General features: G+C 65.1%; 19 protein-coding genes. 13 read left to right on the plus strand and 6 right to left on the minus strand.

All coding sequences use genetic code 11. The features are described 5' to 3' along the window. Positions 1-67: 67 nt before the first annotated feature. Entirely contained in the window at positions 68-658 is a 591-nt protein-coding gene (locus Q0L48_RS12270; protein WP_296721418.1) for an HNH endonuclease, read from the minus strand. A 162-nt stretch (positions 659-820) separates the two neighbouring features. Between Q0L48_RS12270 and gluQRS the strand changes: the two genes are divergently transcribed. From gluQRS to Q0L48_RS12290, 4 genes are read left to right on the plus strand one after another with little or no spacing between them, the layout of a single operon-like run. Further along, positions 821-1,651, plus strand: a complete 831-nt coding sequence (gene gluQRS, locus Q0L48_RS12275) for a tRNA glutamyl-Q(34) synthetase GluQRS (protein ID WP_296721394.1) — start codon at positions 821-823, stop codon at positions 1,649-1,651. A gap of 24 nt (positions 1,652-1,675) precedes the next feature. Next, positions 1,676-1,906 carry a hypothetical protein gene (locus Q0L48_RS12280; protein WP_296721396.1) on the plus strand — a complete coding sequence of 77 codons (231 nt, stop codon included), beginning with the start codon at positions 1,676-1,678 and terminating at the stop codon, positions 1,904-1,906. Positions 1,907-1,924: 18 nt separating this feature from the next. Beyond that, complete coding sequence (locus Q0L48_RS12285) at positions 1,925-2,500, plus strand: cob(I)yrinic acid a,c-diamide adenosyltransferase (protein ID WP_296721397.1); 576 nt, start codon at positions 1,925-1,927, stop codon at positions 2,498-2,500. A gap of 59 nt (positions 2,501-2,559) precedes the next feature. Next, on the plus strand, positions 2,560-3,429 hold the full coding sequence (locus Q0L48_RS12290) for a 3-hydroxyacyl-CoA dehydrogenase NAD-binding domain-containing protein (RefSeq protein WP_296721399.1): 870 nt from the start codon (positions 2,560-2,562) through the stop codon (positions 3,427-3,429). A gap of 21 nt (positions 3,430-3,450) precedes the next feature. On the opposite strand, the gene Q0L48_RS12295 is transcribed toward Q0L48_RS12290, so the two are convergent. Then, positions 3,451-3,876, minus strand: a complete 426-nt coding sequence (locus Q0L48_RS12295) for a hypothetical protein (protein WP_296721400.1) — start codon at positions 3,874-3,876, stop codon at positions 3,451-3,453. Positions 3,877-4,005: 129 nt separating this feature from the next. On the opposite strand from Q0L48_RS12295, the gene Q0L48_RS12300 reads away from it, so the two are divergent. Further along, entirely contained in the window at positions 4,006-4,392 is a 387-nt protein-coding gene (locus Q0L48_RS12300; RefSeq protein WP_296721402.1) for a hypothetical protein, read from the plus strand. A 12-nt stretch (positions 4,393-4,404) separates the two neighbouring features. Here the strand turns inward: Q0L48_RS12300 and mutS are convergent, their stop codons facing one another. Continuing rightward, a complete protein-coding gene (gene mutS, locus Q0L48_RS12305; RefSeq protein WP_296721403.1) occupies positions 4,405-7,023 on the minus strand; it encodes a DNA mismatch repair protein MutS in 2,619 nt (872 codons plus the stop codon). A 195-nt stretch (positions 7,024-7,218) separates the two neighbouring features. Between mutS and Q0L48_RS12310 the strand changes: the two genes are divergently transcribed. Further along, positions 7,219-9,492: an NADP-dependent malic enzyme gene (locus Q0L48_RS12310; RefSeq protein ID WP_296721404.1), complete on the plus strand. Its 2,274-nt coding sequence runs from the start codon at positions 7,219-7,221 to the stop codon at positions 9,490-9,492. 45 nt (positions 9,493-9,537) lie between these two features. On the opposite strand, the gene Q0L48_RS12315 is transcribed toward Q0L48_RS12310, so the two are convergent. Continuing rightward, positions 9,538-10,038 (minus strand): ferritin-like domain-containing protein, encoded by a 501-nt coding sequence (locus Q0L48_RS12315; protein WP_296721405.1) that lies wholly within the window; start codon positions 10,036-10,038, stop codon positions 9,538-9,540. Positions 10,039-10,445: 407 nt separating this feature from the next. On the opposite strand from Q0L48_RS12315, the gene Q0L48_RS12320 reads away from it, so the two are divergent. Continuing rightward, positions 10,446-10,838 carry a hypothetical protein gene (locus Q0L48_RS12320; protein WP_296721406.1) on the plus strand — a complete coding sequence of 131 codons (393 nt, stop codon included), beginning with the start codon at positions 10,446-10,448 and terminating at the stop codon, positions 10,836-10,838. 849 nt (positions 10,839-11,687) lie between these two features. Continuing rightward, on the plus strand, positions 11,688-11,921 hold the full coding sequence (locus Q0L48_RS12330) for a hypothetical protein (RefSeq protein ID WP_296721420.1): 234 nt from the start codon (positions 11,688-11,690) through the stop codon (positions 11,919-11,921). 330 nt (positions 11,922-12,251) lie between these two features. Here the strand turns inward: Q0L48_RS12330 and Q0L48_RS12335 are convergent, their stop codons facing one another. Then, a complete protein-coding gene (locus Q0L48_RS12335) occupies positions 12,252-12,506 on the minus strand; it encodes a plasmid stabilization protein (RefSeq protein ID WP_296721408.1) in 255 nt (84 codons plus the stop codon). 639 nt (positions 12,507-13,145) lie between these two features. On the opposite strand from Q0L48_RS12335, the gene Q0L48_RS12340 reads away from it, so the two are divergent. After that, on the plus strand, positions 13,146-13,334 hold the full coding sequence (locus Q0L48_RS12340; RefSeq protein WP_296721409.1) for a hypothetical protein: 189 nt from the start codon (positions 13,146-13,148) through the stop codon (positions 13,332-13,334). Positions 13,335-14,084: 750 nt separating this feature from the next. Here the strand turns inward: Q0L48_RS12340 and treF are convergent. Continuing rightward, positions 14,085-15,635: an alpha,alpha-trehalase TreF gene (treF, locus tag Q0L48_RS12345; protein WP_296721419.1), complete on the minus strand. Its 1,551-nt coding sequence runs from the start codon at positions 15,633-15,635 to the stop codon at positions 14,085-14,087. A 510-nt stretch (positions 15,636-16,145) separates the two neighbouring features. On the opposite strand from treF, the gene Q0L48_RS12350 reads away from it, so the two are divergent. The 4 genes from Q0L48_RS12350 (at position 16,146) to Q0L48_RS12365 (ending at position 20,099) form a co-directional block, all read left to right on the plus strand. Beyond that, positions 16,146-17,444, plus strand: a complete 1,299-nt coding sequence (locus tag Q0L48_RS12350; RefSeq protein ID WP_296721410.1) for an amidohydrolase family protein — start codon at positions 16,146-16,148, stop codon at positions 17,442-17,444. A gap of 1,041 nt (positions 17,445-18,485) precedes the next feature. Continuing rightward, positions 18,486-19,448, plus strand: a complete 963-nt coding sequence (locus tag Q0L48_RS12355; RefSeq protein ID WP_296721411.1) for a zincin-like metallopeptidase domain-containing protein — start codon at positions 18,486-18,488, stop codon at positions 19,446-19,448. Next, positions 19,445-19,681, plus strand: a complete 237-nt coding sequence (locus Q0L48_RS12360; protein WP_296721412.1) for a hypothetical protein — start codon at positions 19,445-19,447, stop codon at positions 19,679-19,681. The genes Q0L48_RS12355 and Q0L48_RS12360 overlap by 4 nt, the downstream gene beginning before the upstream one ends. A 16-nt stretch (positions 19,682-19,697) precedes the next feature. Beyond that, positions 19,698-20,099 (plus strand): DUF2958 domain-containing protein, encoded by a 402-nt coding sequence (locus Q0L48_RS12365; RefSeq protein ID WP_296721413.1) that lies wholly within the window; start codon positions 19,698-19,700, stop codon positions 20,097-20,099. Positions 20,100-20,139: the final 40 nt, after the last annotated feature.

Below are 20,139 nucleotides of genomic sequence, written 5' to 3' on the forward strand. Positions count from 1 at the left end.
TCCCTCGGTGTAATTGCAATCGCACTGAAGCATTTCAGGAAATCGCTACGACTTCAGCGAATAACCCTCAAGCCTCCAGCTCGATGTCCCAGTAGAGCCAGTCGCGCCACGTCTCGTGCAGGTACCCCGGCGGGAACTGCTTGCCGTGCTGCTGCAATTGCCAGCTCGTCGGACGGATCGGGGTGCGGTGCACCGGCATTCCGGCCTGCTTGGGGGTGCGCCCGCCTTTCTTCATGTTGCATGGCGCGCAGGCGGTTATGATGTTCTCCCACGTGGTGCGCCCGCCCAGCCGGCGCGGGATCACGTGGTCGAAGGTCAGGTGGTCGGTGCTGCCGCAATACTGGCACTGGAAACGGTCGCGCAGGAACAGGTTGAAGCGGGTGAAGGCGGGAAATTCGCTGTGCTTCACATATTGCCGCAGCGCGATCACGCTGGGGATCTTCATGTCGAGGCTGGGCGAATGCACCTCGCGTTCGTAGCTGGCGACAATGTCCACCCGGTCGAGGAACACCGCCTTGATGGCGGTCTGCCATGGCCACAGGCTCAGCGGGTAATAGGACAGCGGGGTGTAATCGGCGTTGAGCACCAGCGCCGGGCAGGCCGAAAGGTTGCGCGTCGGGTCTTCATCGACGCCGCGAAACCGGGCTGCTTTCTCGATCAGTTCGGCGTTGAACACTGCGCGCGTCCCTTCCTGATTGACCTGAACATGCCGTGGCAGGCGAAAGAGTCAAACCCGTGACAGGGTCGCTATCCACAGTGACAGCCTGTGGCCAAGTCTGTGGATGACGCAAGGATAGCTGCTGTGGCATGGCCGTGGGCGATGCCGGAACCTAGCCAAATCGTTACCCGTTTCGCGCCGAGCCCCAACGGGCCGCTGCACCTCGGCCATGCGCTTTCGGCGATTATCGCGCATGATCTGGCCAAGGCTGGTGGCGGACGATTTCTGCTGCGAATAGAGGATATTGACGGGCCGCGATCCCGCCCGGAACTGGCCGACGAGTTTCGCCGCGATCTGGCATGGCTGGGGTTGGAATGGGACGAAGTGCCCGCGCAATCGACCCGGCTGGAAAGCTATGCGGCGGCGGCACAGGCGCTGAAGGCGCGCGGGCTGCTTTATCCCTGCACCTGCACCCGCAAGCAGATCGAGGCGGCGGGAGCCATCGCCGGTTCCGATGGGCTGATTTACCCCGGCACCTGCAAGCACACGCCGCCCGAATCGGCTCGCGGCGCTGCATGGCGGCTCGATGCGGCAGCGGCGCTGGCTGCGACAGGGGCGATCAACTGGAAGGATGCCCTGGCAGGCACCATTCCGGTCGACCTCACCCAACTTGGCGATGTTGTGCTGGTCAGGAAAGATCTGCCCGCCAGCTATCACCTCGCCGTCACGCTCGACGATGCAGCCGACCGGGTCACGCTGGTGACGCGCGGCGCCGATCTGTTTGCGGCCACTCACGTCCACCGCACCTTGCAGGCGCTGCTCGGGCTGCCGGTGCCGCGCTGGCATCACCATGCGCTGCTGACGGACGACACAGGGCAGAAACTCGCCAAGCGGCGCGGTTCGCCTGCGCTGGCCGAACGGCGGCTGGCGGGCGAGGATGGCCGGATGCTTGCACAGCAAGTACGGTTGCAGCATTTGCGGCTTGGAACTTGAGGCCGGACTGTCCATTTAAGAGCCATGAACTATTTCCTCATCGCCGTTTTGCTCGTCCTGATGGGCCTTGTCGCGTTTTCGCTGATCAAGGGCATCGTGGCTTTTCTTAAAACCACCAAGATCGACCTCGAAACGGGCGAGAGCGAAACTGCCACCGATATGCAACTCGCCCAGAACAAGGCGATGTTCGCGCGGATCAAGTATCAGGCGCTGGCGATCGTGGTGGTGGCGATCATTCTCGCTGTCGCTCGCTGATCACAGGCGCCTGCCCTGATGGTCAAGCTCAACAAGATTTACACCCGCACCGGGGATGACGGGACGACCGGTCTGGTCGATGGCTCGCGCTGCCCGAAATTCTCTGCCCGTATCAGCGCGATGGGGCTGGTGGACGAAGCGAACAGCGCGATCGGCCTTGCCATCTGTGCGATTGCCGACGCGGACCAGCGCGCGCTGCTGATCCGGGTTCAGAACGATATATTCGATTTGGGCGCCGATCTGGCGACTCCGGCGGAGAACGACGATTTCACCTCGTCCGAAATGGTGCTGCGGATCGTGCCCGCGCAGGCCGAATGGATCGAGGCGCAGATCGATGCGCTCAACGAACGGCTCGAACCGCTGACCAGTTTCGTGCTGCCCGGCGGCAGCGAAGCGGCGGCGCGTGTCCATGTCGCCCGCGCCACCACCCGCGCGGCCGAACGCGCGATGGTAACGCTGGCGGCAGAGACTCCGGTCAATCCCGCGGCGCTCGCCTATATCAACCGGCTGTCCGATCTGCTGTTCGTGCTCGCCCGCGTGGCGAATGCCGACGGGCGCGAGGATGTGAAGTGGGTTCCCGGCGCTAATCGCTAGTCAGCGCTGATGATCCTCGCTAGGGCGGCGCCATTGCTGCACTTGCGAAGGGAATTGCCATGCGCAACATCGCCGTCATCGGCGCCGGCCAGATGGGAACCGGCATTGCTCAGACTGTGGCCGCTCATGGTATGGCCGTCATGCTGTCGGACGTTGATCTGGCCCGCGCCGAAGCGGGCAAGGCCGCCATCGACAAGGCGCTAGTCAAGCTGATGGGTCGCGGCAAGATCGAGGCCGCCGACGCCGAGGCGCTGCTCGCCCGGATCACTCCCGTCGCCGATTACGCGCCTTTCGCCGAAGCCGACCTGATCATCGAAGCCGCCACCGAGCGCGAGGAAATCAAGAACGCGATCTTCGAGAGCGCCGGAAAGGTGCTGAGCGCCAATGCGATCATGGCGTCGAACACCTCGTCGATACCGATCACCCGCATGGCCAATTTTTCGCCCGATCCTGCGCGTTTTATCGGGCTGCATTTCTTCAATCCGGTGCCTGTCATGGGCCTGATCGAAGTCATCCCCGGCCTCGCCACGGCGGAAGGCACGACCGACCGCATCACCGCCTTCGCCCGCGGGCTGGGCAAGGAAGTGGTGCTGAGCCAGGACGAACCCGGCTTCGTCGTCAACCGCATCCTGCTGCCGATGATCAACGAGGCGGTGTTCGTGCTCGGACAGGGCACGGCGGGGATCGAGGATATCGACAAGGGCTGCCGTCTGGGTCTCAACCACCCGATGGGGCCGCTGCAACTGGCGGATTTCGTCGGGCTCGACACCTGTCTCGACATCATCACCGTGCTGTACCGGACCACCCGCGACAGCAAGTACCGGCCTGCGCCGCTGCTGGTGAAATATGTCGAGGCCGGGTGGCTGGGGCGCAAGACCGGGCGCGGCTTTTATGATTACACCGGCGAGGCACCGGTTCCCACACGCTGACCGCCGAAAGCCGGGCCTTCGTCAGTCGGGTGCGCCCGCCCTGTCCGGTCGCGGAACGGGCACTCCGGGAAAATCGGGGGTCACAGGCCCGCCGACAGGTACAGGGGGTGCGGCATTGCGGCTCGTGGAGCGTGAGGGCCGGTTCGGACCGGATGGTGTTTCCGGCTCGTCCGGGATGACTTCCTCGGCGGAATAATCACCGAACACCGGCGCGGTCGTGCCGCCCCAGCCACTTGCAGGATCAAGCGGCTCGGCAATAACGCGGGGCTTCTCGGACACCGTTGGCGCCTGTTCGGGCGCCGTTTCGCGCTGCTTGGCGAAGCGATCGATCGTTGCGTCCAGCACCCCGTTGCCATCGCGCGGCCCGACCATCATCAAGGTGCTGATGATCGTCATTGCGGCGAAGACCAGCGCGGTCTTGCTGTTGGCGAGAGGACTCTTCGACATGGGGGCAGGCTAGATCGGACAGGGTTAAGGTTCGGTGCACGCGGTTCGGCGCGTCAGGTGCCCGCGCCGCCGCTCGGCGTGCAACCTCGGCCACGTGTGGGGCGTTAGGTGGATGAAAGGAAATCGACCATGACCCAACGTAACACACCATCACCGGACGGCGGGCGGCCCGCAGGCCTCGCGCCCGAAAACCACAATTCCGAACAGGATCAGCGCGGCCAGCAGGCGCAGGATGTCGCCGCCGATGCTCAGAACGGTGTCAACGAACAGCCGGGCGGCACCGAAAGCCGCAAGCGTCCTTCGCCCGGCGTGGACAACGTCGCAGGCAGCGAAACCGATCTGGTCGAGGAAATGCGCCGGATGGAAGATACCGGCCGGATCGATAATTCGGCCTATGTCGGCGAACCCAATCACGACGACACGCCGGGCAAGTATGATCCGGGCAATGACGGCGATGATGACGTTGTCGTCGGCGGGAAGGACGGCACGCGCGAGAGCGGACGGCCTCGCCGATAGAGCGGACGCGCCCTAGCGTACGGCGGGCAGGCCGCGCTTCCACTCATACAGCAGATCCAGCGCCTCGCGCGGGGTCAGCGCATCGAGATCGGCAGCGCGCAAAACCTCGGCCAATTGCTGTTCTGCCGATGCAGGCGCTGGTTCGGGGCGAAGCGCCGCAAACAGCGGCAGATCGCCCAGGCCAGCGGCAATCCCGCCGGTCGCCTCGCGGGTCGCCTCGAGCTTTTCGAGCACGGATTTGGCCCGCTCGACCACTGCGGCGGGCACCCCCGCGAGCCGCGCCACCGCCAGCCCGTAAGACCGGTCCGCCGGCCCTTCGGCCAATTCGTGCAGCAGCACCAGATCGCCCTGCCATTCGCGTGCGCGGACATGGTGAAGGCTCAGCGCCTCGCAGGTTTCCGCCAGCCGCGCGAGTTCATGATAATGGGTGGCGAACAGGCAGCGGCACGCGATACGCGAATGCACAGCTTCGGCCACCGCCCAGGCCAGCGCTAGACCGTCATAGGTCGATGTGCCGCGCCCGACTTCGTCCAGAATAACGAAGCTGCGCTGCGTCGTCTGCGCGAGGATGGCGGCGGTCTCGACCATCTCGACCATGAAGGTAGAACGGCCGCGTGCCAGATTATCCGCCGCACCGACCCGGCTGAACAATCTGTCGACCAGCCCGATCCGGGCCGATGTTGCCGGGACGAAGCATCCGGCCTGCGCCAGCAGCACGATCAGGGCGTTCTGCCGCAGGAAGGTCGATTTGCCGCCCATGTTCGGCCCGCCAATCAGCCACAACCGGTTGGCAGTGCCGAGCGTGCAATCATTGGCGACGAACCGATCGCCCGCCTTGGCGAGCGCCGCTTCGACCACCGGATGCCGCCCGCCGGTGATGGCAAGCGCGGTGTCCTCGGCAATTTCCGGACGGCACCAGTCGCCTTCGCCTGCGCGTTCGGCAATGGCGGCAGCGACATCGATCCGGGCGAGCGCGGCGGCAGTCGCGGCGATGGCTTCCCGCGCCGCGACGACTTCGCCCACCAGCTCCTCGAAATGCGCTTCTTCCGCTGCCAGCGCGTGGCCGCCCGCCTCGGCGATGCGCCCGGCTTCCTCGTGCAGCTTGAGCGAATTGAACCGCACCGCGTCCTTCATCGTCTGGCGGTGGGTAAAGCTGCTGTCGGGTGCCATCAGCCGGTCGGCATGGCGCGCCGCGACCTCGATGAAATAGCCCAGCACGCCGTTGTGGCGGATTTTCAGCGTGGCGATGCCGGTGTCCTCGCGATACCGCGCCTCCATTGCCGCAATCGCCCGGCGCGCATCGCCCGACGTGGCGCGCAATTCGTCCAGTCCGGCGTCGTACCCGTCGGCGATATAGCCTCCATTGCCGCGCTCGGTCGGGGGCGAGGGGACGAGTGCGCGGGAGAACAGATCGGTCAGCGCGCCGTGGCCGATGAGGCGGGTCAGCACTTCGTCCAGCAGCGCAGGCTTGTCGGGCGCGCCGCTTAGCCAGTGATGCAACCGCATCGCTTCGGTGAGGCCATCGCGCAACTGCCCCAGATCGCGCGGGGAACCTCTGCCCGCCACCACCCGTCCGAGCGCACGGCCCAGATCGGGGATCGCGCGCAGGGCGTCGCGCAATTGCGCGCGCTCGATCGGACGGTCGCGCCAGAACTGCACCATCGCCAGCCGAGCCTCGATCGCCGCGCGGTCGAGCAGCGGTGCGGAAAGGTCTTCGGCCAGCAGTCGCGACCCCGCCCCGGTGATGCAGCGGTCGACCGCGCCAATCAGGCTGCCCGCGCGCGCGCCGGTGGTGGATTCGAGGATCTCGAGGCTGGCCCGCGTCGCCTCATCCATCGCCATTCCCGCCGCGCCCGCGCGCAGCACCGGCGGGAGCAACAGCGGCAGTTTGCCGCGCCCGGCATGGTCGAGATAGGCGATCAGGCCCGCTGCTGCCGCCAGCATCGCGCGGGTGAACTCCCCGAACGCGTCCAGCGTGGCGACACCATGAACCGCCTTCAGCCGCTCCGCCCCGGAATCGCTGGCGAATGTGCTGCGGGGGCGCAGGATCGCCTCGTCCGTCGCGCCAAGGGCTTCGGTCTCCCAATCTTCAGGCACCACCACCTCGCTCGGCGTAATCCGGGCGAGTGCCGCGCCGAGCATTGCGGGCGCGCATTCCTCCAGCACCATCGCCCCGGTCGAAACGTCGCAGGCGGCGATCCCGATGGTGCCGCGCAGTTCCGCCAGCGCCACCAGCACATTGGCGCGGCGCGGGTTCAGCAGGGCTTCCTCTGTCAGAGTGCCCGCCGTCACCAGCCGCACGATCGCGCGGCCCACCAGCGCCTTTGACGAAGGCGTGCCTTCGCGCTTGGCCCGCGCCTTGGCTTCGTCGGGCGTTTCCACCTGCTCGGCAATCGCCACCCGGCAACCCGCCTTGATCAGCCGCGCCAGATAGCCTTCTGCCGAATGCACCGGCACCCCGCACATCGGGATCGGCTGGCCATTATGCTCGCCCCGCGTGGTCAGGGCGATGTCGAGAATCTGGGCCGCTGCGCGCGCATCATCGAAGAACAATTCGAAGAAATCGCCCATCCGGTAGAACAGCAGCGCATCGCCCGCTTCTTCCCGCAAAGCGAGATACTGCGCCATCATCGGGGTGGGCTTCGATGACGGTGGGGGATCGTGGAGGGCAGGCATTCTGCGGGACTAGCCACACACGCGCCGATTCGGAATGACTGCCCTTACGGCTTTCCCCCGATGCAGGCCATTTGTGGCCTATCGCTGCGCTACCCGCGCCGCTAAGACCAGCCGCTCACAAGCGGATCAAGGCAAGAGGGACCGGGCAACATGGCCGATGAAAACGCCAATCAGAACAAGGGCGGGTTCACCACTCGCGAGGCGCTGTTCTATCACGAGACGATCCGTCCCGGTAAGCTGGAGATCGTCGCCACCAAACCGATGACCTCGCAGCGCGACCTCAGCCTTGCCTATTCGCCCGGTGTGGCCGCGCCAGTGGAAGCGATCGCCGCCGATCCCGCACTCGCCGCGCGCTACACCGCCAAGGCGAACCTTGTGGCGGTGATCAGCAACGGCACCGCGATCCTCGGGCTGGGCAATCTTGGCGCGCTGGCATCGAAGCCGGTGATGGAAGGCAAGGCGGTGCTGTTCAAACGCTTTGCCGACGTGGATTCGATCGACATCGAACTCGATACCGAAGACCCCGAAGCCTTCATCAACGCGGTCGCCCTGATGGAGCCGACGTTCGGCGGTATCAACCTTGAGGATATCAAGGCGCCCGAATGCTTCATCATCGAAGCCGCGCTGCGCGAACGCATGAAGATCCCAGTGATGCATGACGACCAGCACGGCACCGCGATCATCACCGCCGCCGGCCTGCTCAATGCCTGCCACATCACCGGGCGCGATTTCCGCGATGTGAAGGTGGTGGTCAACGGCGCAGGCGCGGCGGCGATTGCCTGCACCGCGCTGATCAAGGCGATGGGCGTGCCCCATGAAAACGTCATCATGTGCGACCGCTCCGGCCCGATCACGCCGGGTCGCGAAGGCGTCGACCAGTGGAAGAGCGCGCACGCTGTCGCGACAACCGCCACCAGCCTTGAAGAGGCGCTGGCGGGGGCGGACATCTTCCTCGGCCTGTCGGCGGCGGGCGCGCTGAAGCCCGAATGGGTGCGCAAGATGGCGGACAAGCCGATCATCTTTGCGATGGCCAACCCGGTGCCGGAAATTATGCCCGATGAAGCCAAGGCGGTGCGCCCCGATGCGATCATCGCCACCGGGCGCAGCGATTTCCCCAATCAGGTCAACAATGTGCTGGGCTTCCCCTTCATCTTCCGCGGTGCGCTGGATGTGCAGGCGACCACCATCAATGAAGAAATGAAGGTCGCAGCCGCCCAAGCCATCGCCGAACTCGCGCGGCAGCAGGTGCCGGAGGAAGTGGCGAGCGCCTATGGCAAGAACCACAAGTTCGGCACCGATTACATCATCCCCGCGCCGTTCGACCCGCGCCTGATCGAGGTCGTATCCTCTGCCGTGGCCAAGGCGGCGATGGATTCGGGCGTGGCGCGCGCGCGGATCGAGGATTTCGAGGCGTATCGCATCCAGCTGCGCTCGCGCCTCAACCCCACCACTTCGGTGCTGTCGGGCGTCTACGAAGTCGCCAAGGCCAATCCCAAGCGGATGGTGTTTGCCGAGGCGGAGGAGGAAGTGGTGCTGCGCGCCGCGATCCAGTTCCGCGATTTCGGCTACGGCACGCCAATTCTGGTAGGCCGCACCAAGGCGGTGCTCGACAAGCTGCACCAGCTTTCGGTGGCCGATCCGTCCAGTTTCGAGATCCAGAATTCAGCCGATAGCGAGCATGTGCCCGCGATGGTCGACTTCCTCTACAAGCGCTTGCAACGGCGCGGCTTTACCGAGCGTGACGTGCGCCGCATGGTCAATCAGGAACGCAATGTGTTCGCCGCGCTGCTGGTTGCGCTGGGGCATGGTGACGGGATCATCACCGGCATGACCCGCACCTTTGCCCAGACAGTGCGCGAAGTGAACCTGGTGCTGGAGCACAAGCAGGGCGCGCTGCCGTTCGGCATCCACATGATGATCGGCAAGAACCACACCACATTCCTTGCCGACACCACGATCAACGAACGCCCCAACGCATTGGAACTGGCCCATATCGCCAAGGAGACCGCTGCGGTCGCGCGCCGCATGGGGCATGAGCCGCGGGTCGCGTTTCTCAGCTATTCGACCTTCGGCAACCCCTCGGGCCAATGGCTCACCAGCATCCGCGAGGCGGTGGCGATCCTCGACCGGGAGGATCCCGGCTTCGAATACGAAGGCGAAATGGCCCCCGATGCCGCGCTCAACCCCAAGGTGATGGCGCTGTATCCGTTCAGCCGCCTGTCGGGCCCTGCCAACGTGCTGGTCATGCCTGGCCTGCAATCGGCCAACCTGTCGGCCAAGCTACTGCGCGAGTTGGGCAGCAATGCCACCATCGGCCCGATGCTGATCGGCATGGAAAAGCCGGTGCAGATCGTGCCGATGACGGCGGCGGTGCCCGATGTGCTGACGCTCGCCGTGCTGGCGGGCGCAGGGGTGGTGGGCTGAGAACTCGAAGGGCCCGGCCAGCGCGGCCGAGCCCTTCGGCAATGATCAGGCCTGCGCAGCGGCCCGGTTGACTTCACCCGAGGCGATCGAGGTCATGTGCTTGTCGCCGTCGCGCGTGTTGTCGAGACATTTGTCGAGCACCTTGGCATCGTCCTTCAGCCCCAGCCGTTTGGCGAAAGCGGAGGCGGTGCCATAGCCCGAGATGCCGTAGTGGGTCATGCGCTGGTACTGTGCGATGATCGAGGCATCGCGCACGTCCTCATCCGCAATGTCGGCCTCGATCCCGTGGGCGCGGGCTTCGGCCACAAGGCCTTCCATGCCCTTGCAATGTTCGCCGCGCGGGTCGGCATCGTGGTTCTGGATCAGACGCTTGATCTGGTCCATTCCTTCCTCGATCCCGTCGACACCTGCTTTTAACGCGCTTTTCAAGTCTTCGGAATGCGCTGCCTTGTGCAGCTCCTGCGTGACCTTGGCCGATTGGCGGTTGGCGCTGTAGATGTCCTGCAGCTGATCGATATACAGATCTTTGAGAGTGTTGATGGTCATGTCGGTCGTCTCCCTTGGTTGTCCGGTTGTCGCCCCCATGCCCCATCAGTGGCTCAGACAGGCAAATGTTCCGGCTTGCGGGCGATGCGATGGAGGGGATCGGACGAGGCGCGATCAAGCTGCGGCGGGATGCTGTTGGAGACACATGAGACACTGTCCAGAGCAGGAAAACGGAGGCCTTTTCGAGCGCCCCTCCGGGCGCTTATCCTCGGCGCGTTTCGATCCCTGCGGTATCGAGCGCCTGCGGGCGGGCGGTTGGCCTTGCGGCCCTTCGGGACCGTAATCTGTTTGCAGGCTGCGTGTCGCAATCCGTGCGGATCGAGCGGCGGGACGGAGTGGCAATGCGACATGATGATGGGCTAGCCTGGCGAGACGGCTGTAGGAAAGCGGAACGGAAGGCGGCGCGAATGAACCGGGCGAAAGCGGGCCTTGCCTATTGGGGCATCATCTTCGCGCTGGGCTTCGTGCTCGGCACCATCCGCACGCTGTGGCTGGCACCGCTGGTCGGACTCTTGCCCGCGACCGCACTCGAATTGCCGCTGATGCTGACGGCAAGCTGGTTCGCGGCTAGCTGGCTGATGCGGCGATTCGGTATCGGCACCGGCGGAGCGGCGCTGGTGGTGGGTGCGCTCGCCTTCACGCTGCTGATGGTGGCCGAATACGCGCTGGCGGTGGTTCTGGCGCGGCAGACCCCCGCGCAATGGCTCGCGGGCCTCGGCCAGCCGCACGCGCTGCTGGGACTGGCGGGACAGGTGATATTCGCGCTGATCCCGTGGTGGCGGGCGGGGCGGAGTGCCTAACGCCGCCGAAAACGGAAGTAACAGATTTGGGTTCCAAAACTTCCGTACATATTGTTTTATAGATCAAAAATCGTCGAATTGCCAGTTCCAAATTTCCAAAAGTAAGCACCGGATAATCACCGAAATCAAGTTGCATTTGGCCCAGGAAAGGACATTCGTGCGGGCATCTCATCGTCCGTAGCGGCCAGGAGGGTGGATTGGCGTCATTCGATCCGGGATATGTTCCGTTGTGGCAATGCCCGAAGCGGCCAAACGAGCCTGCTGGGATTCTTCCACGTTCTCCCGGATGATAGCGGTTGCTTCGATTAGATCTTCAGACGCCGCTTTGGCCCTGAGATGCAGTGCCCCGTTGCAGAAAGCACGGGCGAAGGCGGCGCCATGAAATTCAGAAACATATCTTCTGCCCTTGCTGCCGGATATTATCGCCGACGTCAGGCACGATCATTTCGCGATGTCATATTCCGCGACAGTTGTGGACGCCTGAGGCCAATCCAATAGTATGGGTGCTGGCATGATGTTCAGCTATCTCGTTCTTGCGCTGCAGGCCTTCACAGTGCCTGCAGGGCAGGATTTCAACTGCACACCCACCCGTGTCTGGGATGGGGACGGACCCGTCTGGTGCGCCGAAGGGCCGAGGCTACGGCTTTCCGGAATAGCGGCGCGCGAGCTGGATGGCAGCTGTTCGTCCGGTCACCCGTGTCCGACCAGCGATCCGCTTGCTTCGAGAGATGCGCTTGTTTCGCTGCTTGGAACCCGGACGGGTGAGGGGCGCCATGGGCATATCCTTGTTTCCGGGCCGACCATGCGCTGTACCTCGACAGGAAGCGCTGGTGGCAACCGAACCGGGGCATGGTGTGTATCGCCGAAGTCAGGGGATATCAGCTGTGCCATGGTCCGCGGCGGCTGGGCTGCGCGTTGGGAGCTGTTTTGGCAAGGACATCGCTGCTGATGAAAGACTGGGGCACCGACCCTGACGAAAAGCCTGACCGCCGGGTCTGGACTGAGGCGGTTGCGCTCGGTATTGCCGTCGTTGCAGCCTATCTGGCCGTCGCCTATCTTCTCGCGATGTCCTTGCTTGAGTGACGGCGATCGGGGCTATAACGGACGCGTGTCGAAGACCTCGCACGCAGAACGTCCGGATCAGCGGCTCACAACTTCGACAACGACAGAGAACTGGGTCGCAAGCCGCTATTCCGCAATCGGGCCGATCCCGGTCAGGCGCGATCGCGAAGCCAATGTGGCAACTTCAGACGTCTGCTCGCCGGGTCACACCGCTCTCAAATCAGCGGTCGGCGTCCCAGGGACAGCTCGTTATAAAAAGGGATTCGGCTCGCTGAGCATCGAGCTAGCCGCGGACATTCCGGTCTGGCTCCGGCTTCATCGCTTCCGATATGATACTGGTTTCTAGCAGGATCATCCAAACCACATCGGCGGCGGCGGGTTCATGTCACGGGCCGCTTCAAGCGCTTCCACGTCGTCGTTCGAAAGGTGGCTGGCCTGATTCATCTGCGCCAGAGCACTTCCGACCCGGAGGCGCCCGTCAGGACGAAGCAGCTGTTCGAGGATTTCGCGAGCTTCGTCCTCGGGGCTCCGGTGATTCTCGATCGCACGAAGTCTGAGCGCACGAAGTGCGTTCTGCGAGAGCCCGTGAAGATTGATGGTGACCAATTTGCATCCTCTCGGCTCACTGCCGCTCGCACCACACGGGCGTCGAAGGCCGTGCAGTGTGGGCGGGGCGCTGCATCGCAACCCGCCAGGTGATGTCCATGCGGATCGCGGTAACGCAAGGTTGGTTCCGTTAGTGCTCGGCCGTATCACCGGCCATCTCACCCCCTGTCAGGAGCGCCAGCGTCCGGCATGTCCTCAGCGGGGGCACGTCGGGTCTCGTCCGAAGCAGGCCCTGTACACATGCGCAAGACAGCTTGCATCGTCCGGGAAGGCTGAAAAACTCCTGCAAGCTGGTTCCATTATAACCCGGACGGTTCGAACGATGACCCGAAGGGGCATAGCCAAGGTTGAAGACCGGCATTTCTGCTCCGCGCCATGGAGTCCCGAATGTTCTGAAATATCAGCAGTTCGTGATTGATCAAGCCCGGCTGGTCGGCGGGTTCGCGGTCGTCCGGAGCGAACGGCAGGTTCTGTCCGGTCCCTATTTTCGTCTCCGGTTGCGCGATTCTCGCGTGTGCGGCGCTTGTTGTACGTAGCTTGATCCCGCGATGCCGATCGTGTCGCCTCCCCTTCAGGAGCACAGGGTCAGAGTGATGGGCCAGAGTGATGAGCATGACGCGCGCGCACGAGATATGGGCGATGGCTCTCTGGGTCGAGACGCACCACGCGGCAGACGGCCATGATGTGATTGCGGATCGCATTGCCGCTCTGGAGGACAAAGGCGAGCATGAGGGTGCGGCGCTGTGGCGTGCGGTGGGGAGGCACTACGCACAGCTGAGAACCGGCATTATCCCGATCCATGGCCAGCCAGAGACCCGGTCACATTAGCGCTGTCCTACTCCGAACATAATGTGAACATAGGGGCCTGTCATCGAAGCGGAGGCCCTCATGTTGATACTCGATCCGGCGGTCATCGCCGCCCTTGCCGTCCTCGTCACCGCCATCTCGGCGCTCGTATGGTCTGTCAGGCGCAAGCCCTAGAAGCAACAGGCGCACAGCGCGCAAGGAACCGTTCCGTCCCCCGCCTTCCGGCGTAACGCAGTGCTGCGGTCTGCAAAGTGGTCAGCTCCAGGTCGGCGTTGCAGGCGAACGCCATCAGCGTGCCGCCCGACAGGCATGACGATCCTGTTCGAGGTCCCGCGCATCAAACGGGAGGGTGAGGGAAAACCTGTTCCGGTTCGTACCCTGTGGGTACGAGGCCTTCCCGTGCGCCGGAGCTGGCATGGCGTCTCCGGCCGCCCCGTCAAGCGACCCTGCTCCCGGGGGCGCGGCATTGATCGTTGGGCCCCGCGCGCACGCCGCCCGCCGCTGGCGTGGATCAGGGACCGGCCTGTCCGGTGACCTGGCCCCTCCGGGAGCGTCCGACTCCGGTCATGACAGATCGTCTGGCTGCTGGCCGGGTGCGCGTTGTTGGCCGGGGCAGCCCGCTGGTCAGCGTGTCGCTGATGTCGCGGCGACCAGAAACTCGTCTTCAACCAGGAAGAGACGCATGCCGGACGATGATGGCATTGAGTCCACCGGGACCGCGACCAGCAGCAATTTGTGCGGCTCCCCGAGGAGCAATAGCGCGGGTGATCCTTATCGCGCCTCACGCCCGGCGCCGGTTTCGTCCAGTTCCGCGATCAGTGCCCGGGTCACACCATTGGTCCAGCCGAAACCGTCCTGCAGCGGATACTCGCCGCCGCCGCCCGGGCGCTGCTCTTCAATATCGTACTTTTCGAGCATCTTGCCGGTCCCGCGCCAGGTTCGCTCGACAGTCGCGACCCAGCGCGCCGCAATTGTGCGGGCCAGAGCATGCTCACCATAGTTTTTCAGCGCTTCGGCCGCGACCCATTGCAGCGGCGCCCAGCCATTGGGCGCGTCCCACTGCTGGCCGGTCCGCGCAAGTGTGGTACGCAGGCCCCCGGGCGCCAGCAGGTCCTTGCGAACGGTCGAGGCGACCGCGCGTGCCTGATCCCGGGACGCGATTCCGGCGAACAGCGGATAGAGCGTGGCTGCCGACAAGACCGGCGTCAGGCGCCGGGACTCGCGATCCCAATCACCGAAGCGCGCCTGCGACCCATTCCAAAGATACCGGTTTATGGCTGCATGACGTCGCTCGGCCAGCGCCGCGAAGGTGCCGGCACATGCCGCCTCCGCACTCGCGCGGCACCGCCGCGCGATCGTGGTCTCCAGCGTCCACAACAGGCTGTTGAGATCGACCGGGACAATGTCGGTGGTGCGGATCGTCGCCAGCCGGGCGGGGTCCGAGAGCCAGCGCGAAGAGAAGTCCCAGCCGCTTTCCGCCCCGGCGCGAAGGTGTCGATAGACAATGGCCGGATCGCGATTGCTTTCGCGCGCGGTGGCCACATCCTCGGCCCAGCTCTCGTCGCGCGGGGTTGCCTTGTCGTCCCAGTAGCGGTTGAGCAGCGAGCCGTCCGGCATCCGCACCACCCGCTCGCAGGCGCCGTGTGTTCCGGCGCAGGCCGCACCGCGCATCCAATAGGCGTGCTCGGCCCGCAGCGCCGCCAGCCGCGCCCTGGCGAGCGCGGGCGAATCATTGTCGGACAGGCCCACCATCAACGCGAAGAACGGCGGCTGGGAGCGGCTGAGGTAATAGCTCCGTGTGCCATTGGGGATATGGCCGTAACGTTCGATCAGGCTGACAAAATCGGCGAGCATCGCCTCGACCAGGTCGTCCCGCCCGTCGACCTTCAGCCCCAGCATGGTGAAGTAGCTGTCCCAGTAGTAGATCTCGCGGAAGCGTCCACCCGGCACGACATAGGGCGCCGGCAGCGCCAGTGCCGAAGACCCGGCAGGCGGATCGAGCGGTGGGCGGGTGAGCTGCGGCCACAGGCCGCCGATATGCGCCACGAGATTATCGGCGGTGTCCTGCGCCCCGTCCCCCGGGAGAATGAAATGCCGTTCGACGAACGCCCGCAGCGCCTCGCGGGTTGCCGGACGCTCCTGCTCGTAGGCGGTCAGGATTGCTTCGGGCCGCGCCCGCGCCGTGGCGTCGACGAAGGTCTTGCCATCGTCGAAGACCCTCTCGCGCTGCACGGCTTCGAACAGAGGACCGTAAAGCTCCGCCGGGCTCGGCGGGGCGGCGCTCGCGGCCCCCGGCAGCATCAGGGCGGCGACCGCAATCATTGCACGCAAAAGGATGGATCGGCTCAACTCGTATTCTCCTGACCGGCAGCCCCGGAAAAGCGTGGTCATCCGTGAACCGGACCGGACAGCCGTGAATGGGGCGCGTCGGCACCGCGCCAGATTACAGCGCTTCCGGCGCCCGGGCATTGCTCTGTGCCAGCTCGACACTATTCGTGAAGTTCTCGGCTTGGAGCTGCAGAGTCCAGCGATCGTCGATATCGGGTGCCGCGCGGACGATCAACGAAAAGCGGTGCGCACAGACCGCGGGCCGATCGACCCCGGTTCCGATCCGGGATGCGACGGTCGAGCCCGTCTCCGACGCGGAAGCGCAAGCCCGAACCCGGGATGGCGGCTTCAGTCCTGTTTGCGCCGGCAGCCGGAATTCTCGGGTCGACCGCTTTGCGGACACTGCCCATTTGTAAGCCGTTCGCCGCGCTTGCGCGATCGCGAATGCCGCTTGAGAGTGCCTGACGCAGCAGCTAGATCGTGGGCGGTGCGGAAGGGGAATATATGAAAACAGGAATTTTCGCGGCAGCTCTTGGCCTATCGGTCATCATGCCGCCGATCGCTGCGGCGCAGACAACCATTATTCACGCGGGTCGCCTGATCGACGTGCCTGGCGAACCTCCGCGCGGACCATCGACAATCATTATCGATGATGGCCTGATCGTTTCGGTGGAGGATGGCTATGCGCAAATTCCCGACGGCGCCGCGTTCATCGACCTGAGCGATCAGACGGTGCTCCCCGGCCTGATCGATAGCCACGTGCATCTGACCAGCGATGCCGGCGGCCTGGCAGGGCAGCTGGAAGCCGTCACACTATCCCCCGCCACCCAGGCCTTCAATGCGCAGGCCAATGGGATGAAGACGCTGCGCGCGGGCTTCACCACGGTCCGTAATTTGGGCGACGGCGACGGAGCGGTGTTGGCGCTGCGCGACGCGATCAATGCCGGCAAGACGATGGGGCCGCGGATCGTTGATGCCGGTTCCAGCTTGTCGGGTACGGCTGGCCACTCCGATGACGCACTCGGCTATCGTGACGAACTGCGCCCCTTTTTCGCGGGTGCGGGCACAACCTGTGACGGGGCGGAAGACTGTCGCCGCGCGACCCGGCAACAAATCGGGCGCGGTGCCGACGTGATCAAGATGACCATCACCGGCGGGGTCAACAGCCGCATCGGCGCGGGTCTGGGCAGCCAGATGTTCGATGATGAAGCGGCGGCGGTCGTTGCCACGGCGCGGATGTTCGGGCGCAAGGTGGCGGTCCATTCGCATGGCGCCGACGGGACGCTGCAGGCGCTGAAACTCGGGGTCGATTCGATCGAACATGGCACGATGCTGACCGAGGAAGTGATCGCGCTGTGGGCCAAGAGCAAAACCTACTATGTCCCGACGCTGTCGACGGTGAACGGGTATAAGGAAAGACTTGCGGCCAACCCCGATGCCTATGAACCCGACGTCCTCGCCAAGATCAATTGGCGCATCGATATCACCGGCAAGACGCTTGAGGTGCTTGTCCCGCGCGGCGTGCGCATAGCCTTCGGCACCGACGCTGGTGTGTCGAAACATGGCCGCAACGGCGATGAATTCGAACTCATGGTCGCACACGGAATGACGCCCGAAAGCGCGCTGATCGCAGCCACGATCAACGCCGCTGACCTGCTCGGCCTGTCTGATCAGATCGGCACGATCGCACCGGGCAAGAGCGCCGACATCATCGCGGTCGCAGGCGATCCCCTGGCAGATGTGTCGACCTTCCAAAATGTCCGGTTCGTCATGGCGCGTGGCGCGGTGCTCGAGCTGGAATAGTCGGCCGGTAAGGATCATGCATGGCTGGTGTTTGGAAGAATTTGCCGGCTTTGTATCAGGTCAGCTGAATGATCCTGGCGTCGTGCGTTTTCCACCCGCTTGCGGTCATTGACGACAGTTCGGCGTGCGCCTGATACCGGACGGGCAGCAAGGCGGGTTGATCGCCGAACAACAGAGTTTTGGCAAAGTCCGTCTGCAGTGACCAGCGTGGACTCCCGTCGCTCTGGTCAGCGAGCATCAACCGGTGCCCGACGCCTTGCAAGCGCGTTGGGCGATTCGGATTCGCCGTCATGGACGAAGGGTAGCGCAGTCTCGCAACGCAGCGCATCAAGGACGGTGGCTTGGGGAAGGGGGAAGATGGGGAAGGCCTTCCCCTGAGCCGAAGCCGGACTCCCGTCTCCGGCTACCCCTTCAAGCGGGGACACCCCGCAACGCCCCGAAAGAAGCGGAGCGGGGCTGATGACGCGCACTGTCCCGCGCATCTGACAATGCGCTCCTGAGGGCGCGACCTTTTCTGTTCCGGGCCCCGCACGCACTCCGCCTTCGGCCGGCACATTGCAGGGATCAGCCTGTCAGGCGACTTGGCCCCGCCGGAGCGTCCGATCCCGGTCATGATGCATTGCCGGCCTGCAGCCGGGGTGCGCGCTGTTTGCCGGGGCAGCGCGCTGGTCGCTCGCCGTCCATGAGGCACGGGGGGCTGCGGACGGCGCGCGGAGGTGATTTCGCGTGACATGCGACATGTCACGGGCCCGGTATTCACGCCGAAATCACTGCGCGCCGCCGTTGCTGGTGTCATCCCGCGAAAGGCGCGGGGTGGGCGGCGCGCCCGTCTGGGCACGGTCCGGCCAGCCGCAACCCGGCCTCTGTGAGGACCGGGTCTTCCATTCCATTGCAGTCCTTGCCGCACGGGCTGGTGAGCCCGCCATTTGCGGCATGCGGATGCGGCTGCCCGCCCCGCGCCTTCCTGGTCGCTGTCACCGCCCACCCCGCCCCTTCCGCCGGGCCGGTGTGTGGGGAGTTGGGAAGTTCGGGAGACGGATGATGGCGCGTGGAAATGGCAAGGGCAGTGCAAGGAGCGGGCGGTGCAGGGCGGTGCGGAGCGCCGCTGGCGCGCAAGGCACGCGCGGGTCGCTTTATGATGACGTGACCGCGACCATTATCGGCCAGCTTGAGGAAGGGCTTTTCCCGTGGGTCAGGCCGTGGAGCGCAGCGCTGGCTGCGCCCGGCCTGCCGCGCAATGCGGTGACGGGCCGCGCCTATTCGGGGATCAATGTGCTGATCCTGTGGGGCGCGGTGATCGAGGGCGGCTATCCGTCGCAGGGCTGGCTGACCTTCCGCCAGGCGCTCGCCGCGGGCGGCTGCGTGCGCAAGGGTGAACGCGGACGTACGGTGTTCTATGCCGACCGCTTTGTGCCCAAAGGCGAGCGCGAGGGCAGCGACGGCAGCGAGGAACCGCGCGCGATTGCGTTCCTCAAGCGTTTCACCGTGTTCAATGTCGCGCAGTGCGAGGGCTTGCCCGAAAACATAACCGCCGCGCCGGTGCCGCTGCCCGAGCGCGAATTGCATGAGAATGCAGAAGCGCTGATTGCAGCCACGGGCGCGGATGTCCGGATTGGCGGGGCGGAGGCCTTCTATTCGCCTTGCGCCGACTATGTGCAGGTTCCTCCGCAGCCCGCCTTCCATCACCAGATCGATTACTATCGCACTGCGCTGCACGAGCTCGGCCACTGGACCGGCCATGCCTCGCGGCTGGGCCGCGACCAGACCGGACGGTTCGGGTCGGCTGCCTATGCGCGCGAGGAATTGGTGGCCGAACTGGCAGCCGCCTTCCTGTGCGCCGCGCTCGGCATCCAGCCGACCGTGCGCCATGCCGATTACCTCGGCGGCTGGCTCGCTGTGCTGCGCGCCGACAACCGCGCGATTTTCCGCGCCGCCAGTCAGGCGAGCACAGCAGCCGAGTTCCTGCTCGCCTGCCGGTCGCTCGACCCGGAGATAGCGGCATGAGCAGGTCGCCCGAACCTGCCCGCGATGGCGTATCCGATGCCGAGGGCGGGGGCTTCGCGGTCGAAACAACCGAGGCGGGGCTGCAGACGCTGGTGCCGGGCGTCGCGCCGGTCACGCTTGGCGACCGGCTCGCCGTGCTCGCCGCCGCGCCGCTGGTGCCGGCAAAGCGCCAGCGCCCTGTCGATCACGGGCTGTTCGACATCAACGCCCGCAACCAGCTCGAGTTGTTCTGAAAGGGAGGCCCTTGCCATGGAACTGCTTACATCTGTCCTGCGCATCGGCTTGCTCGCCAATGGCGCAAACCGAGGCGACAATCTGCCGGTCGTCAAGTTTTTCAATCCCTTGGGCGCGGCGACCTGGCTGATCAGTGAGCTGGATGCGGATGGCGACACGCTGTTCGGGCTTGCCGATCTCGGCTTCGGCTGTCCCGAACTGGGGTCAGTGAGTCTCGCCGAACTGCAGTCGGTCAGATCGCCGCTCGGCCTCGGCATCGCGCGCGATCTGCATTTCGCCGCCAAGCATCCGCTGTCGGTCTATGCCGCAGCGGCGCGCGCGCGAGGCCGGATCACCGAGCATCCCGACCACCTCGACCATGCCGCCGCCATGCTCGCGCGCGCCAGCGCTTCGGGGCGCAGCCGTTCACCGCCATAGCCCCAAGCGGCGGATGATGCCCGCGCGCGGCTCCCCCCGC

This window comes from Erythrobacter sp. (genome assembly GCF_024305245.1).
Lineage (GTDB): Bacteria > Pseudomonadota > Alphaproteobacteria > Sphingomonadales > Sphingomonadaceae > Erythrobacter.